This window comes from Streptomyces sp. NPDC017202 (assembly GCF_044331705.1).
Taxonomy (GTDB): Bacteria; Actinomycetota; Actinomycetes; order Streptomycetales; family Streptomycetaceae; genus Streptomyces.
Window position 1 is genome coordinate 111,592 of record NZ_JBIRNP010000001.1, and the last position, 15,380, is coordinate 126,971.

Sequence of the window (15,380 nt, forward strand, 5' to 3'; positions counted from 1 at the left end):
GTTATGACGAACCTCAAGGTCCACGCGCCCGCTCCGGCCGATCTCGAAGGCGACCTGGCGTCGCTGCGGGGTGACTGCGCCCGGATGGCACCGCACTGGACCGCACCGGAGAAGCGCGTGGCCCGTCCGGTGCCACTGTCCCTGATCCACGGCGTGAGCGTCCCCGCGACCGCGGCCCGGCTGCTGGAGGCGATGCCGGAGTACGGCAACTGACGCGGGGCTTTCGCGGGCCCTTCTTTCGGCCGGGGCGCGAGCAGGGGAACCGTGCGCTCCCCCGCCGCGTCCCATCGCTGTCCCCGTGAAGGGGATGTGAGGTACGACAGCGGCGCAGCCGAAGGAGCGATGCGGTGAACACCGAGCGACCCGACAACGACGACGCCGCACGCGGGCCGGAGGACGGACGTACCCCGCAGGGCCGGGGTACGCCGGAGGAGGCGCGTGCGGAGGAGGCCACGGTCGAGGAGACCGGGGAGGCCGGGGAGGCCGGGGAGGCCGGGGAGGCCGGGGAGGCCGGGGAGGCCGAGGCGAGCGGAGAGACCGCGGCGGGAGCGCCTGGGTCCGGCCGCGAAGTGCCCGTCGACACCCCCGGTCCGGCCGGGGAAGCGGGGAGTCCCGGCACGGCCGGTGCGGCCGACGCGGAGGAGCCGGCGGTCGAACCGGTGGCCGACGGCGCTCCCGCCGTCCCGGCGCCGCCCCCGGACCCCGACCCCGACCCCGACCCGCGGGACGAGGCCGAGGACGGCGTCGTCGGCCGCTCCCCCGCCGGCGAGCGGCACGGCCCCTCCGAGGGCGGCCGCCGGCGCTCCGTCGCCCTCGTCGCCTCCGTCGCCGCCGCCGTGCTGCTCGTCGGCGGGGGCGGGGCCTGTCTCGCCTCCCGTGCGGGGGACGACACGAGCAGCGGTGGCCGGACGCCCGCGGCGGACGGCACTCCGCCGGCGCTCGTGCTGGACGACCGGGCCCCGGCGCCGGCCCAGGGGAGCCCGCAGGGCATCGCGCCCGGGGAGCCGAACCCGTACGGGGTGACCTACCGGGCCGACGGCACCCTCCCGGCGGGCCCCGACTCGGCGTCCGTGTACTGGGCGAAGGGCGAGGTCGCGCAGGCCGAGGTGGCCCGGCTGGCGGGCGCGCTGGGCGTCGAGGGCACCCCGGTGGCCGAGGGCAGCACGTGGCGGGTCGGCGCCGTGAAGGACGGTTCCGGCCCGGTGCTCCGGGTGGAGAAGGGGGCGCCGGGCCAGTGGACGTTCAGCCGGTACGTCCCCGGTACCGACGCCTGCAAGAACGGCTCCGACGTCTGCGCACCGGAGGCCACGGCCTCGTCCGCGGACCCGGTGAGCGAGGCGGCCGCGAAGAAGGCGGCGGCACCGGTCCTGAAGGCGGTCGGGCAGGACGACGCCACGCTCGACGCGAGCCAGGTCGTGGACGCACGGCGGGTCGTGAACGCCGACCCCGTGATCGACGGCCTGCCGACCTACGGCTGGACGACCGGCGTCACCGTGAGCGCCCAGGGCGAGATCGTCGCCGGCAGCGGCCAGGTGAAGGCACCGGCCGAGGGGGCGTCGTACCCCGTGCTGGGGGCGCGGGAGACGCTGGACCTGATGAACGCGGCGCCGGGGACCGATCCCCGTGCGGGCATCGGCGGCTGCGCCACGCCCGTGCCGGCGGAGGAACGGCCGGAGAGCCCGTGCGGGACGTCGGCCGGTGTGTCCCCGAAGGAGACGCTCACGGTCGAGGACGCGGTGTTCGGGCTCGCCCCGCACGCCTCGGGCGGCCGGCAGGTGCTGGTGCCCTCCTGGCTGTTCTCGGTGCGCGGGGCCGGGGCGGGGGACGCCTACACGGTGACGCATCCGGCGGTCGAGCCGGAGTTCCTGAGCGCGCCCCCGGCCGCCACGCCGTCCGCGGCGCCGACCTCGGGCAGCGAGACCCGTGACGTGAAGGTCGACGGCTACACGGCCGAGGGCGACGAACTGGTCGTCGGCTTCACGGGCGGGGTGTGCTCCGACTACCGGGCGACGGCGGTGGAGAGCGGGGACCGGGTGAAGGTCACCGTGACCGAGACGCCGTGGCCGGACACCGTCTGCATCAAGATCGCCAAGTTCTTCCACCGGACCGTGCGGCTCGACGAGCCGCTGGGCGACCGGACGGTCGTCGGCTCGGACGGCGGGCAGGTCCCCCTGGAGAAGCCGGGGGCGCGGCTGCCCCGCTAGGGCGTGTCTGACGATTCGCGTCGGACACGCGGAAGGCGGCGGCCCCCTCCGGGGGACCGCCGCCTTCCGCGTCGAACGCGGGACGTCCTAGCTGAAGGAGTCGCCGCAGGCGCAGGAACCCGTCGCGTTCGGGTTGTCGATCGTGAAGCCCTGCTTCTCGATGGTGTCCACGAAGTCGATGGACGCGCCGCCCAGGTAGGGAGCGCTCATGCGGTCGGTGACGACCTTGACGCCGTCGAAGTCCTTGACCACGTCGCCGTCGAGGGAACGCTCGTCGAAGAAGAGCTGGTAGCGCAGGCCGGAGCAGCCGCCGGGCTGGACGGCGACACGCAGGGCCAGGTCGTCACGGCCTTCCTGGTCGAGCAGGGCCTTGACCTTCGCCGCGGCGGCGTCGGACAGGATGATGCCGTCGGTGACGGTGCTGGTCTCGTCCGATACGGACATCTACATCTCTCCCGGGTTGTACGGAGACTGCTTGCCGACGGTTTCAACCGGCGGGGCCGCGGATTCATTCCACGGGCCGGGCGAGTTGTCTTCCGCCCGTTCCTTCATGCTCGCACACGCGCGCAGCGGCGAACAGCGTCCCTCGGCGGCCGCGGACGGGCGCGCGCCGGGGCGCGCGGGATTCATGTCACACCGACGCAATGACCATCGTCAAAGTGACGTGAAGCGGGTTATGATAGATAGCGTCAGATCGACGAAAAGTAGAAAGGGTGCGTGTCGTGACCACCGCCCAGACCACGGAGCTCGACGTACAGCCGACTCCGCTCGCCCTGTTGCTGCTCGGCCGCGAGGCCGACCCGAAGAGTGAGCGGGGCGTCGAGTGTCCCGGCGACCTGCCCTCCCCGTCCGACCCGGACCTGGTGGAGCGGGCCCGCGCCGCCAAGGAGAAGCTCGGTGACAAGGTCTTCGTCCTCGGGCACCACTACCAGCGCGACGAGGTCATCCAGTTCGCCGACGTCACGGGCGACTCCTTCAAGCTGGCGCGGGACGCGGCCGCCCGCCCGGAGGCCGAGTACATCGTGTTCTGCGGTGTGCACTTCATGGCCGAGTCCGCGGACATCCTGACGTCCGACGACCAGAAGGTGGTCCTGCCCGACCTGGCGGCCGGCTGCTCGATGGCCGACATGGCGACGGCCGAGCAGGTCGCCGAGTGCTGGGACGTGCTGACCGAGGCCGGCATAGCCGACCAGGTCGTGCCCGTCTCGTACATGAACTCGTCCGCGGACATCAAGGCGTTCACGGGCAGGCACGGCGGCACGATCTGCACCTCCTCCAACGCCGAGCGGGCCCTGGAGTGGGCCTTCCAGCAGGGCGAGAAGGTCCTGTTCCTGCCCGACCAGCACCTCGGCCGCAACACCGCCGTCCGCGACATGGGCATGTCCCTGGAGGACTGCGTCGTCTACAACCCGCACAAGCCGAACGGCGGGCTGACCGCCGAGCAGCTGCGCGACGCGAAGATGATCCTGTGGCGCGGCCACTGCTCGGTGCACGGCCGCTTCAGCCTGGAGTCGGTCGAGGACGTGCGCGCCCGCATCCCCGGCGTGAACGTGCTCGTGCACCCGGAGTGCCGGCACGAGGTCGTGGCCGCGGCGGACCACGTCGGCTCGACCGAGTACATCATCAAGGCCCTGGAGGCCGCGCCCGCCGGCTCCAAGTGGGCCATCGGCACGGAGCTGAACCTGGTCCGCCGGCTGGCGAACCGTTTCGCGCCCGAGGGCAAGGAGATCGTCTTCCTGGACAAGACGGTCTGCTTCTGCTCGACCATGAACCGCATCGACCTCCCCCACCTGGTGTGGACCCTGGAGTCCCTCGCCGAGGGCACGCTGGTCAACCGCATCGAGGTCGACAAGGAGACCGAGAAGTTCGCGAAGCTGGCGCTGGAGCGGATGCTGGCGCTGCCGTAGGGCCCGCGGCGGACAGACACCGAGGCCCCGGCCCGCGCACTGCGGACCGGGGCCTCGGTGTGTGTACCGCTCAGACGCCGGCCGGCTCCGGGGCCTTCTCCGGCTCGGCGGACCGCTTCTTCGCCGCCCGCTTCTCCGCCCGCCGCTCCTTGCGCAGTTCGACCATCGCGTAGAGGGTCGGGACCAGCAGCAGGGTGAGCAGCGTCGAGGTGATCAGACCGCCGATCACCACCACCGCCAGCGGCTGCGCGATGAAGCCGCCCTCACCGGTGACGCCCAGGGCCATCGGCAGCAGGGCGAAGATGGTCGCCAGTGCCGTCATGAGGATGGGCCGCAGCCGGTGGCGGCCGCCCTCGATCACGGCCTCGACCACGCCGTACCCCTGTCCGCGGTACTGGTTGATCAGGTCGATCAGCACGATGGCGTTGGTCACCACGATGCCGATCAGCATCAGCATGCCGATCATGGCCGGGACGCCCATCGGGGTGCCGGTGACGATCAGCAGGCCGATCGCGCCGGTCGCCGCGAACGGGATGGAGACCAGCAGGATCAGCGGCTGGACCAGCGACCGGAAGGTCGCCACCAGCAGCATGAAGACGATCGCGATCGCCGCGAGCATCGCCAGGGCCAGGTTCTTGAACGCGTCGTCCTGGTCCTGCGAGACACCGCCGATCTCGGCCGTGGCGCCCGCCGGCAGCTTCAGCGCGTCCAGCTTCGACGTCAGGTCCGCGCTCACCGCGCCCGTGTTGTCGCCGGTCGGCCGCGCGGTGACGGTGGCCGCGCGCTGCCCGTCGATGCGGGTCATGGCGACGGGGCCGTCGACGAGCCGCACGGTCGCGATGTCGCCGAGCTTCACCGGGCCCAGGGGCAGGGCCTTGAGCTGGGCCAGCGTGGTGGCCGGCCGGGCGGAGGTGATGACGACGTCGCGCTCGGTGTCGTCCAGGGTCGCCTTCGCCGCCGTCGTCCCGCGGACCGCCTGCGTGACCGCCGCGCCCAGCGTCTGCTCGTCGAACCCGGCCGCCGCGGCCTTGGCGTTCGCCTCGACCGAGATGCGCGGCACGCTCTGCGAGAGGTCGCTGGTGACGTCCGTGACGTCGTCCAGGCCGGCCACCGCGGCGCGGACCTGCTCGGCCGCCGTGCGCAGCACCTCGGCGTCGGCCGCCTTCACGACGACGCTCAGGTCCTGGCTGCCGAAGCCGTCGCCGGCGGCGACCGTGGTGCTGCCGATGCCGGACAGCTTCTTCAGGCCGTCCTCGATGTGGTCCTGGACGTCCTCGAAGGACGCCGAGTCCTCCAGCATCACCTGGTACGAGGCCTGGTTGGTGTCGGTGCCGCCGCCGAAGGCCGCCATGAACCCGGAGGATCCGACGGTGACCTGGTAGTCCTTCACCCCGTCGGTGTCGGCGAGGAGTTGCTCGACCTTCCTGGCCTGGGCGTCGGTCGCCGCCAGGCTGGTGCCCGGCTCCAGCTCCTGCTTGACCGTCAGGACCTGCTGCTCGCCCTGGTCGAAGAAGTTGGTCTTCAGCAGCGGCGCCATGCCGAAGGTGCCGATCAGGACGACGACCGCGATCGCCACGCTCGTCAGACGGCGCCGGGTCGCGAACCGCAGGACGGGGACGTAGAAGCGCTGGAGGCGGCTGTTCGCCTCCTTCTCCTCGGCCGCGCGGCGAGCCTCCTCGGCGTCCTCGGGGGTGCCCTTCGGGGGCCGCAGGAACCAGTACGACAGGACGGGGACGACCGTCAGCGACACCAGCAGGGAGGCCAGCAGGGCCGCCGTGACGGTGAGGCTGAACGCGCCGAACAGGGCGCCGACCATGCCGCCGACCAGGCCGATCGGCAGGAACACGGCGACCGTGGTGAGGGTGGAGGAGGTGACCGCGCCGGCCACCTCGCGGACCGCGGTGAGGATCGCGGTCCGGCGCTCCTCGCCGTAGCCGAGGTGGCGCTTGATGTTCTCCAGGACCACGATCGAGTCGTCGACGACCCGGCCGATGGCGATGGTCAGCGCGCCCAGGGTCAGCATGTTGAGCGACAGGTCACGGGTCCACAGCACGATCAGGGCGAGGACCACCGACAGCGGGATGGACACCGCCGTCACCAGCGTCGAGCGGATCGACGCCAGGAAGACCAGGATGACCAGGACCGCGAAGAGCAGGCCGAGCGCGCCCTCCGTGGTCAGGCCCTCGATGGACTTCGACACCGCCGGACCCTGGTCGCTGACGACCGTGATCGACGCGCCGGCGCCGAGGTCCTCGCGCAGATTGGGCAGCTTGTCCCGGACCGCGTCGGAGATGGCGACCGCGCTGCCGTCGTGGTCCATGGTGACGGCCACGGCGAGGCTGGGCTTGCCGTCGGTGCGGGTGAGGGAGGCGGCCGGGGCCTCCTCCTGCTTCACCGTGGCGACGTCGGCGAGGCGGACCGGCTTGCCGCCCGGCCGCGCCGGGATCACCAGGTCCTGGATCTGCCGCAGGGAGGTGTAGCCGCCGCCGACCTGGACGGTGCGGTTGCCGCCGGCCTCGTCGAAGGAGCCCGCGGCGACGGTGACACCGCCGGCCTGGAGGGCCTGGGCGAGGGACTGGGTGGTCAGACCGGCCTTCGCCAGCTTCGCGTCGGCCGGGGTGACGGCGACCCGCAGGTCGCGCACCCCGTCGACGGTGACCTGGCCGACGCCGTCGATGTCCTTCAGCGCGGGCACGACCGTCGTGTCCAGGCGGTCGGCGAGGGCCTGCTGGTCCCCGGCCGAGGCGACGGCGAGGACCACGGTCGGGATGTCGTCCGTGGAACCGGCGACGACCTGCGGGTCCACCGAGTCCGGGAGCTGGACGCGGGCCCGGTTGACGGCCTGCTGGACGTCGGCGACGAGCTGCTTGGTGTCGTTGCCGTAGTCGAAGGAGGCGAGGATGACCGCGTTGCCCTCGCTGGCCGTGGAGGTGACGCCGGTGATGCCGTCGACCCCTTCGAGGTTGTCCTCGATGGGCTGGATCACCTGCTTCTCGACGACGTCGGGGGAGGCACCCTGGTACGGCGCGAGCACCGACACCACCGGCAGTTCGATCGTGGGCAGGAGCTGCTGTTTGAGCTGCGGGATCGCGATCGCCCCGAACACGATCGCGATGATGGACACGAGGCCTATCAGGGCCCGTTGCGCGAGGCTGAACTTCGACAGCCAGGACATGGGTTACAGGTCTCTCTTCTGAAAGCGGCAGAAGCGGCATGGCAGGGACGGAAAGGGATGACGCGGGCGCACCTGGGCGCCGTCCCCTACACCCTGAGCCATGAGGAGAGCCCGATCCGTAAGCCCCAGGTCGATTTCCTTATACGGCGCATACTCCGGGTGCAGTACGGCCGGGTGGAGATCAGTCCACCCTCGGGCGGACCAGCCCGGACTCGTACGCGATCACCACGAGCTGGGCCCGGTCGCGGGCGCCCAGCTTGGCCATGGCCCTGTTGACGTGCGTCTTCACGGTCAGCGGGCTGACCTCCAGGCGCTCGGCGATCTCGTCGTTGGAGTGGCCGCCGGCGACCTGGACGAGGACCTCGCGCTCCCGGCCGGTGAGTGCCGACAGCCGCTGCGCCCGGTCCGGGTCACCGCCGTCGTCCCCCGCGTCGCCCTGGGCGAGGAAGCGGGCGATCAGTCCCTTGGTCGCGGTCGGCGAGAGCAGGGCGTCACCGCCGGCGGCGACCCGGATGGCGTTGAGCAGTTCCTCCGGCTCGCTGCCCTTGCCGAGGAAGCCGGAGGCACCCGCGCGCAGCGACCGCACCACGTAGTCGTCGACCTCGAAGGTCGTCAGGATCACCACCCGGACGTGCGCGAGGGAGGGGTCGGCGCTGATCAGACGGGTGGCGGCGAGGCCGTCGGTGCCGGGCATGCGGATGTCCATCAGGACGACGTCGGCGCGCTCCTCCTTGGCGAGCCGGACCGCCTGCGCCCCGTCGGACGCCTCACCGACCACCTCCATGTCGGGCTCGGAGTCGACGAGCACCCGGAACGCGCTGCGCAGCAGCGCCTGGTCGTCGGCGAGCAGGACACGGATGGTCATGCGGAGTCCTCGGGGACGGCGGAGCGGGTCTCGACGGGCAGGATCGCATGGACGCGGTAGCCGCCTCCGTAGCGGGGACCGGTGGTGAGGGCGCCGCGCAGGGCGGTGACGCGCTCGCGCATCCCGAGCAGGCCGTGCCCGCCGCCGTCCTCCGACGCCGGTACGTCCCCGGCACCGTCGTCGAGGACGGTGACCTCGATGTGGGGGCCGACGCGGACCACGCTGACCTCGGCCCTGGCTTCCGGGCCCGCGTGTTTGCGCACGTTGGTGAGGGCCTCCTGGACGACGCGGTAGGCGGCCAGGTCGACGGCGGCGGGGAGTTCGGTGCCGTGGTCGGAGCGGGCCACCTCGACCCGCAGGCCCGCGTTGCGGAAGGTGCCGGCCAGTTCGTCGAGCCGGTAGAGGCCGGGGGCCGGCTCGGTGGGCGCCTCCGGGTCGCCGGACTGGCGCAGCAGGCCGACCGTGGCGCGGAGTTCGTTGAGCGCGGAGCGGCTGGCCTCGCGGACGTGCGCGAGGGCTTCCTTGGCCTGGTCGGGGCGTTTGTCCATGACGTGGGCGGCGACCCCGGCCTGCACGTTGACCAGGGCGATGTGGTGGGCGACCACGTCGTGCAGGTCGCGGGCGATGCGCAGGCGCTCCTCGGCGACCCGGCGGCGGGCCTCCTCCTCACGGGTGCGTTCGGCCCGTTCGGCCCGCTCCCGGATGGCGCGCACGACGGCCCGGCGGCTGCGGACCGCGTCCCCGGCGGTGGCGCCGATGCCGGTCCAGGCGAGGATCGCCACGTTCTCCTGGGCGTACCAGGGCAGTGGCCCGGCGAGCATGGCGGCGCCGGTGAGGACGGTCATGGTGAGCAGGCCGACCCGCCAGGCGGTGGGACGGTCGGTGGTGGAGGCGACGGTGTAGAGGGCGATGACGGCGGACATCGCGACGGGGGCGCGGGGGTCGCCGGTGACGCTCTCGGCCACGGAGCAGGCGCCGGTGACCGCGAGGACCGCCAGGGGGGCGATGCGGCGGAGGACGAGGGCGACGCCGCCGAGGGTGATCAGCAGCAGGCTGAGCGGGTCAGGACTGCGCAGGCTCCAGCTGACCCCCCGGTCGCCGTGCGGGTCGATGAAGGAACCGGCCAGCATGCACAGCAGTACGGCGGCGGCGAGGGCGGAGTCCAGGGCGAGGGGGTGGGCCTTCAGCCGGTGCCGGGCTCGGGCGAGGGGGGTCAAGGGGGGTCACTTTCCGTGCCGTCGCTTTCGTGGCCGTCGCCGGGACCGCCGCCGGCGGCTGCCGCCCTCGGACCCGGCCGTCGGCCTCGGATCGGGCGGCCTCGGATCGGGCGGCCTCGGATCGGGCGGCCTCGTCCTCGGCCGCCCGACGGGCCGGACACGTGCGCCGCCCCGGGGGGTGCGGCGCCGCCGTCGTCCGGGGCCCGTCCGGCGGATCATGTCGGACAGGACCCGGGGCCCGGCCTCACCCGGGGATCAGCCCGCCGTCGCTCAGCATCTCCCGGACCTCCTCCAGGCTCGCGTCCGGGGCCGGGAGGATCAGTTCCGACGGTTCCAGGGCGTCGTCGGGAAGGGGCTCGCCGAGGCGGCGGACGGCGTCCAGGAGGGCGCCGAGGGTGCGGTGGAAGCCGTCGTCGTCGCCGCCCTCCATCTCGGCCAGCAGTTCGTCGTCCAGCTCGTTCAGCTCGGCGAAGTGGGAGTCGGCCAGCGTCCACTGGCCCTCCCCCATGATCCGGACGATCACGTCGGCCTCCTCGGCTCCGGCCCCGGCCCGGAAGCTACTGCTTGTCGAAGCGCGGGGTGTCCTGCGGCTGCTGCCGGCTCTGCGCCGGGTCGGCGCCGCCCTCGATGGCCTGCTGCCCGGACGAGGGGCCACCGGCCAGCTCCGCCTTCATGCGCTGGAGCTCCAGCTCTACATCCGTACCACCGGAGAGCCGGTCCAGCTCGGCCTGGAGGTCGTCCTTGGCGATGCCGGTGGGGTCGTCGAGGGCGCCGGAGGCGAGGAGTTCGTCGAGGGCGCCGGCCCGGGCCTGGAGCTGGGCCGTCTTGTCCTCGGCGCGCTGGATCGCCAGCCCGACGTCACCCATCTCCTCGGAGATGCCGGAGAAGGCCTCCCCGATCCGGGTCTGCGCCTGCGCCGCCGTGTAGGTGGCCTTGATGGTCTCCTTCTTGGTGCGGAAGGCGTCCACCTTGGCCTGGAGGCGCTGGGCCGCGAGGGTGAGCTTCTCCTCCTCGCCCTGGAGCGTCGAGTGCTGCGTCTCCAGGTCGGTGACCTGCTGCTGGAGGGCGGCACGGCGGGAGAGCGCCTCGCGGGCCAGGTCCTCGCGGCCCAGCGCGAGCGCCTTGCGGCCCTGGTCCTCCAGCTTGGAGGACTGCGACTGCAACTGGTTCAGCTGGAGTTCCAGCCGCTTGCGCGAGGTGGCCACGTCCGCGACGCCGCGGCGGACCTTCTGGAGGAGCTCCAGCTGCTTCTGGTACGAGTAGTCGAGGGTTTCGCGCGGGTCCTCGGCCCGGTCAAGGGCCTTGTTCGCCTTCGCGCGGAAGATCATCCCCATACGCTTCATGACACCGCTCATGGGCTTCGCGCGCCCCCTTCTGACGTCCAGCTCCAGCTCTGCGACAGAACCCACAGTACGGGCCCTGCTTCCATTGACGCACTGTCCGAGGCCAGATGCGCTCATCCCCAAGGACGACTGACCAAGGCCTTGCTCCGGCGTAAGGAGTAGGTGACCTTCAGGGTGGCCGTCGCGCCACCGCTCGTCCCCTCTCCACCGGTTCGTCCCGGGTCCGTCCTCACTTCAGACGACTGGTGTTGCCGGATCGTTCCCCACGCGGCTGGGGTCCATGCCCGGGGAGCGCTTACCCTTGGGTTTTGTGTTCCGTAGCCGTGCCAAGGAAGAGAAGGCCCCGGTAGCCGACAAGGCGCCGGCCGACTCCAAGCAGACCCGCGACCCGCAGGCCCCGAAGGGCAGGCCCACGCCCAAGCGCAGTGAGGCCCAGTCCCAGCGCCGCAGCGTCGCCAACACCTCGTTGTCGCGCAAGGACGCCGCCAAGCGTCAGCGCGAGGAGCGCCGAGCCCAGCTGGAGCGCCAGCGCCAGGCGCTGGCGGGCGGTGACGAGCGGTTCCTGCCGGCCCGCGACAAGGGTCCGGTGCGCAAGTTCGCGCGCGACACCATCGACTCGCGGTTCAACGTGGCGGAGTTCTTCCTGCCGACGGCCGTGGTCATCCTGGTGCTGAGCATGGTCCGGGTGAGCTCGCTCCAGACGATCGCGCTGCTGCTGTGGCTCGTGGTGATCGTGCTGATCGTGCTGGACTCGCTCGTGACCGGGTTCCGTCTGAAGAAGCGGCTCGCCGAGCGCTTCCCCGACCAGAACCGGCGGGGCGCGGTGGCCTACGCGCTCATGCGCTCCCTCCAGATGCGTCGGCTCCGGCTGCCCAAGCCGCAGGTCAAGCGCGGAGAGCGGCCCTGAGCACCGCTGCTTTCTCCGGGGGCGCGGCGAAGGCCTGGCTGAGCAGGCTCGGCGGACTGCGTGATGTCGTACGGCAGGAGCTGGTGGCCCGGCAGCTCGACGAACAGATAGCCGGGCGGTATCCGGTCGGGCAGCGGCTGCGCGTGCTCGACGTGGGGATGGGCCAGGGCACCCAGGCGCTGCGGCTGGCCCGGCTGGGCCACCAGGTGACCGGGCTGGAGCAGGACGCGACGATGATCGCCGCGGCCCGTGACGCCCTGCGCGGGGAGCCCGAGGGCATCCGGGAGCGGATGCAGATCATGGAGGGCGACGGCCGGGACACCGGTGTGCACTTCCCGCCCGGCAGCTTCGACGTGGTGCTCTGCCACGGCGTGCTCATGTACGTCCAGGAGCCGGATCCCCTGCTCGCGGGCCTCGCGCGCGTGCTGGCCCCCGGCGGGCTGCTGTCCCTGCTGGTCCGCAACGCCGACGCGCTGGCCATGCGGCCCGGCCTGGCCGGGGACTGGGCGGGCGCCCTGGGCGCCTTCGACACCACTGCGTACCGCAACCGGCTGGGCCTCGACGTCCGCGCGGACCGCCGGGAGACCCTGACCGCGACCCTCGCGGGCATCGGGGCCCCGCTGCACGCCTGGTACGGCGTGCGGGTCTTCACGGACACGGCGGTGGACGGCTCGGACGTCCCCGAGGACCCGGAGCCGCTGCTGGCGGCGGAGGAGCGGGCGGGCCGGACGGACCCGTACCGCGGCGTGGCGGCACTGCTGCACCTGTGCGGGGTGCGGGGCTGAGAGGCTCCCCGGGGTGGATCCCGCCCGCACCGGCGACGGGCGGACGGCCGGCGTGACCGCCGGGCGAGCGGCGGCGGGGGCGGGGGCGGTCGGGGCGGGGTGAGCGGGGTGGCCGTCGACCGGCCACCCCGGGCCGGGGCCCGTCCCGCGACCGCCCGTCCTACGACTCGTCGGCGTGCAGGTTCATCGGGCCGTAGATCTCCGTGGCGTCCTCGAACAGCCGGACCTGGTCCGCGCCGCCTTCGAGCAGGGCCTTCCAGTGCTCCCCGAGCCAGGACTCGGCGTCCCCCTGCGTGGTGAACTCCTCGGGCTGCACCGCGGGCTGGACCTCCGTCCCGTCGGCCTTCTCGAACCGCCACGTCCATGCCGCCATGTACGCCTCCAACGTGTGAGCACATGCAGAGCAGAAGCCGGATCATGGTCCGGCTCCTGGCACGCAGCCTAGCCGGATGCGCAAGACCTGATCGGACGCGCGAAAATCAGGTCCGTGGAAGTGACTCTGCTCGGTACCGGTGCCCCCGCGGGACTCCCCCGCCCCGACTGTCCCTGTGCCGTCTGCGCGACCTCCCTCGGGGCGGACGCCCGGGCGGCGACCGCGGTGCTCGTGGACGGGGCGCTGCTGCTCGACCTCACGCCGGGCGCGGCCTTCGCCGCGGCGCGCTCCGGGCACTCCCTGGGCGGCGTACGGCAGGTGCTGCTGTCGCATCCGCACGACGGGCCCGCGGTCGAGGTGCCGGCCGGGCTGCCGCAACCCGTCCGGGTGCCGGACGGACGGGAGTTGACACAGCTGACGGGGCATCGGGTGCGGGCGGTGGCGATGGACGCGCCCGGTACGGGGTACGCCGTGACCGGGCCGGACGGGCAGCGGCTGCTGTACCTGCCGCCGGGCGGCGCGCCGGCCGGGCTGGAGGAGGGCGGGGAGCCGGCCGAGCGGTACGACATGGTCCTCGCCGACGTGGTGGGGCGGCCGGACGCGCTGGCGAAGCTGCGGGCGGTGGGTGCGGTCGGGCCCACGACGGACGTCGTCGTCGTCCATCTGGACCACGACGTGCCCCCGGGGCCGGAGTCGCGGCGCCGGCTGGCCGCGGCGGGGGCGCGGGCGGTGCCGGACGGATCGACGCTGACGGTGGGGGTGTACGAGGAGGTGCCGGACGTGCCGCGGCGGACCCTGGTGCTGGGCGGCGCGCGGTCGGGGAAGTCGGTGGAGGCCGAACGGCGGCTGGAGTCCTTCCCCGACGTGCTGTACGTCGCGACCGGCGGATCGCGGGGCGGGGACGGCGAGTGGGCGGCCCGCGTCGCCACGCACCGGGAGCGGCGGCCGGGGTCGTGGCGGACGGTCGAGACGTGCGACCTGGTGCCGCTGCTCGCGCAGGACGGTGCGCCGCCCCTGCTGATCGACTGCCTGTCGCTGTGGCTGACCGACGCCATGGACTCCGTCGGCGCCTGGGACGACGCGGTGTGGGCGGACGGCGGTGAGCGCGAACTGCGCTCCCGGGTGGCGGAGTTGGCGGGAGCGGTGCGGGAGACCCGGCGGCCGGTGGTGCTGGTGTCGAACGAGGTGGGGTCCGGGATCGTGCCGGCCACGGCGTCGGGACGGCGGTACCGGGACGAACTGGGACGGCTGAACGCGGCGGTCGCGGGCGAGTGCGAGGAGGTGCTGCTGGCGGTGGCGGGGCAGGTGCTGGTGCTACGGGGCCCACGGGGCTGACGCGCCGGCGCGCCGGCCCGCGGACGGCGGCGGACGGCCGCCGGCCGGGGTCGCCTCCTCCGGGCCGCGCGGCCCACCCCGCCGGGACGTGGGCCGCCCCGCGCGAGCGCGACCGGGCGCGGGGCGGGGCGGGGCGGGGTGTGGACGCGAGGGCCGGGGTCGGGTCCCGCCGGCGCCGGGGTCAGTTCTTGCGGGCGATCACCCGGTACGTGTTGGAGAAGCGGGTCCGGCGGAGCAGGGGGGCCAGCGCGTGGTCGAGGGCGTTGGCGGCGGTGACCAGCGGGCCGGCGGCTCGCAGGAGGGCCGTGCCGGCGCCCGGGACCGGGCGGGACAGGGACAGCGCGAGGGCCGCCGCGAGGTCGTGGGGGACGTGGGCGCCGCTGCGGTCGGCCGTGACGACGGTGCAGCCCCGCGACTCGAGTTCGGCGCGGAGGTTGGGCAGCGGGATGAGGTGGAGGTGGCGCGGCTGCCCGTGGGCCACCCACCACTTGCCGAGCAGCGCCGCGGACGCGCTGCGCGGTTCGGGCAGTTCGAGGAGCAGATGCCCGCCGGGCCGCAGCGCGACGAGCGCGGCACGCAGTTCCGCGCGGGGGTCCAGGGTGTGCTCCACATGGCCGAGCATGCTGACGACGTCGTAGCGGGCGCGCAGCCGTGCACTGGTGGCGGGGTGGGTGAGCTGCCCCTGGTGGGCCTCCTCCACGCGGCCGGCCTCCTGGGCCCGGACGACCCGCGGGGTGGGGTCGAGCCCGTCGAAGGAGGTGTAGGTGAAGACCTCCTTCGCCGCCTCGGGGAACAGCGCGTCCCCCGTGCCCACGTCCAGCCAGCTCTCCGGCTCGGGGAAGGGCAGCATCGCGCGGGCGGTGGCCACCAGCCGGCGCCGCCGCGTGCGGGTGGCGAGGACGCGTGCGGCGGAGCCTCCGGGCGGGCCCCCCGCCGGGGGGCGCTGGTAGAGGGCGAGGCCCTCCGCGGTCAGTCGCGGGTTCTGGAAGGTGTGGGCGCAGTCCCGGCATTCGTCGACGGCGAAGGTGCCGGGCCGGTGATGGAGCAGGTCGGGCGCGCGCAGGCGGGTGCGCAGGCGTTTCGAGCCGCACCAGGGGCAGTTGTCGCGGCGCGGCTCGTGGATGGGCCTGGGGGGCATGAGCGGCTCCGTGGAGGGCGTCGAGGGATGCGGCAATTCGCAGCAAAACGGAACGTAGGGGATGCCGATCCCGGGTGCAAAGACGTCGTGGGGGTGTGGTGCCGATGTGGCGCCGGACCGTTCGATCGGTG

The 15,380-nt window shown here is 73.4% G+C and carries 14 protein-coding genes; 6 read left to right on the forward strand and 8 right to left on the reverse strand.

Going from position 1 to position 15,380, the window contains the following annotated elements; translation table 11 throughout:
• The first annotated feature begins 3 nt into the window (after positions 1 to 3).
• Both ACH4N1_RS00500 and ACH4N1_RS00505 read left to right on the forward strand, forming a co-directional pair.
• Positions 4 to 213, forward strand: a complete 210-nt coding sequence (locus tag ACH4N1_RS00500) for a hypothetical protein (RefSeq protein WP_398093432.1) — start codon at positions 4 to 6, stop codon at positions 211 to 213.
• A 134-nt stretch (positions 214 to 347) separates the two neighbouring features.
• Entirely contained in the window at positions 348 to 2,204 is a 1,857-nt protein-coding gene (locus ACH4N1_RS00505; protein WP_398093433.1) for a hypothetical protein, read from the forward strand.
• A gap of 87 nt (positions 2,205 to 2,291) precedes the next feature.
• On the opposite strand, the gene ACH4N1_RS00510 is transcribed toward ACH4N1_RS00505, so the two are convergent.
• Entirely contained in the window at positions 2,292 to 2,648 is a 357-nt protein-coding gene (locus ACH4N1_RS00510) for an iron-sulfur cluster assembly accessory protein (RefSeq protein ID WP_030794551.1), read from the reverse strand.
• A gap of 278 nt (positions 2,649 to 2,926) precedes the next feature.
• Between ACH4N1_RS00510 and nadA the strand changes: the two genes are divergently transcribed.
• The gene (gene nadA, locus ACH4N1_RS00515; RefSeq protein ID WP_398093434.1) at positions 2,927 to 4,111 is read left to right on the forward strand and encodes a quinolinate synthase NadA; all 1,185 of its coding nucleotides are present in this window, start codon (positions 2,927 to 2,929) and stop codon (positions 4,109 to 4,111) included.
• 70 nt (positions 4,112 to 4,181) lie between these two features.
• On the opposite strand, the gene ACH4N1_RS00520 is transcribed toward nadA, so the two are convergent.
• From ACH4N1_RS00520 to ACH4N1_RS00540, 5 genes are all read right to left on the reverse strand, one after another.
• Positions 4,182 to 7,286, reverse strand: a complete 3,105-nt coding sequence (locus ACH4N1_RS00520) for an efflux RND transporter permease subunit (protein ID WP_398093436.1) — start codon at positions 7,284 to 7,286, stop codon at positions 4,182 to 4,184.
• A gap of 181 nt (positions 7,287 to 7,467) precedes the next feature.
• A complete protein-coding gene (locus ACH4N1_RS00525; protein ID WP_398093438.1) occupies positions 7,468 to 8,151 on the reverse strand; it encodes a response regulator in 684 nt (227 codons plus the stop codon).
• Positions 8,148 to 9,368, reverse strand: coding sequence for a sensor histidine kinase (locus ACH4N1_RS00530; protein WP_398093440.1), 1,221 nt, complete (start codon positions 9,366 to 9,368; stop codon positions 8,148 to 8,150). Before ACH4N1_RS00530 ends, ACH4N1_RS00525 begins: the two co-directional genes overlap by 4 nt.
• Before the next feature lie 244 nt (positions 9,369 to 9,612).
• Positions 9,613 to 9,891, reverse strand: coding sequence for a hypothetical protein (locus ACH4N1_RS00535; protein WP_398093442.1), 279 nt, complete (start codon positions 9,889 to 9,891; stop codon positions 9,613 to 9,615).
• A 34-nt stretch (positions 9,892 to 9,925) separates the two neighbouring features.
• Entirely contained in the window at positions 9,926 to 10,702 is a 777-nt protein-coding gene (locus ACH4N1_RS00540; RefSeq protein WP_398094370.1) for a PspA/IM30 family protein, read from the reverse strand.
• Between the two features lie 289 nt (positions 10,703 to 10,991).
• On the opposite strand from ACH4N1_RS00540, the gene ACH4N1_RS00545 reads away from it, so the two are divergent.
• Both ACH4N1_RS00545 and ACH4N1_RS00550 read left to right on the forward strand, forming a co-directional pair.
• On the forward strand, positions 10,992 to 11,618 hold the full coding sequence (locus tag ACH4N1_RS00545; protein ID WP_398093444.1) for a DUF3043 domain-containing protein: 627 nt from the start codon (positions 10,992 to 10,994) through the stop codon (positions 11,616 to 11,618).
• An 83-nt stretch (positions 11,619 to 11,701) separates the two neighbouring features.
• Positions 11,702 to 12,403, forward strand: a complete 702-nt coding sequence (locus ACH4N1_RS00550) for a class I SAM-dependent methyltransferase (RefSeq protein WP_398093445.1) — start codon at positions 11,702 to 11,704, stop codon at positions 12,401 to 12,403.
• Positions 12,404 to 12,563: 160 nt separating this feature from the next.
• Here ACH4N1_RS00550 and ACH4N1_RS00555 read toward each other — a convergent pair whose 3' ends face one another.
• Positions 12,564 to 12,776, reverse strand: coding sequence for a hypothetical protein (locus ACH4N1_RS00555; protein ID WP_073497036.1), 213 nt, complete (start codon positions 12,774 to 12,776; stop codon positions 12,564 to 12,566).
• A gap of 114 nt (positions 12,777 to 12,890) precedes the next feature.
• On the opposite strand from ACH4N1_RS00555, the gene ACH4N1_RS00560 reads away from it, so the two are divergent.
• Positions 12,891 to 14,111 (forward strand): bifunctional adenosylcobinamide kinase/adenosylcobinamide-phosphate guanylyltransferase, encoded by a 1,221-nt coding sequence (locus ACH4N1_RS00560; RefSeq protein ID WP_398093446.1) that lies wholly within the window; start codon positions 12,891 to 12,893, stop codon positions 14,109 to 14,111.
• A 181-nt stretch (positions 14,112 to 14,292) separates the two neighbouring features.
• Here the strand turns inward: ACH4N1_RS00560 and ACH4N1_RS00565 are convergent, their stop codons facing one another.
• Complete coding sequence (locus ACH4N1_RS00565; protein ID WP_398093447.1) at positions 14,293 to 15,249, reverse strand: class I SAM-dependent methyltransferase; 957 nt, start codon at positions 15,247 to 15,249, stop codon at positions 14,293 to 14,295.
• Positions 15,250 to 15,380 lie beyond the last annotated feature (131 nt).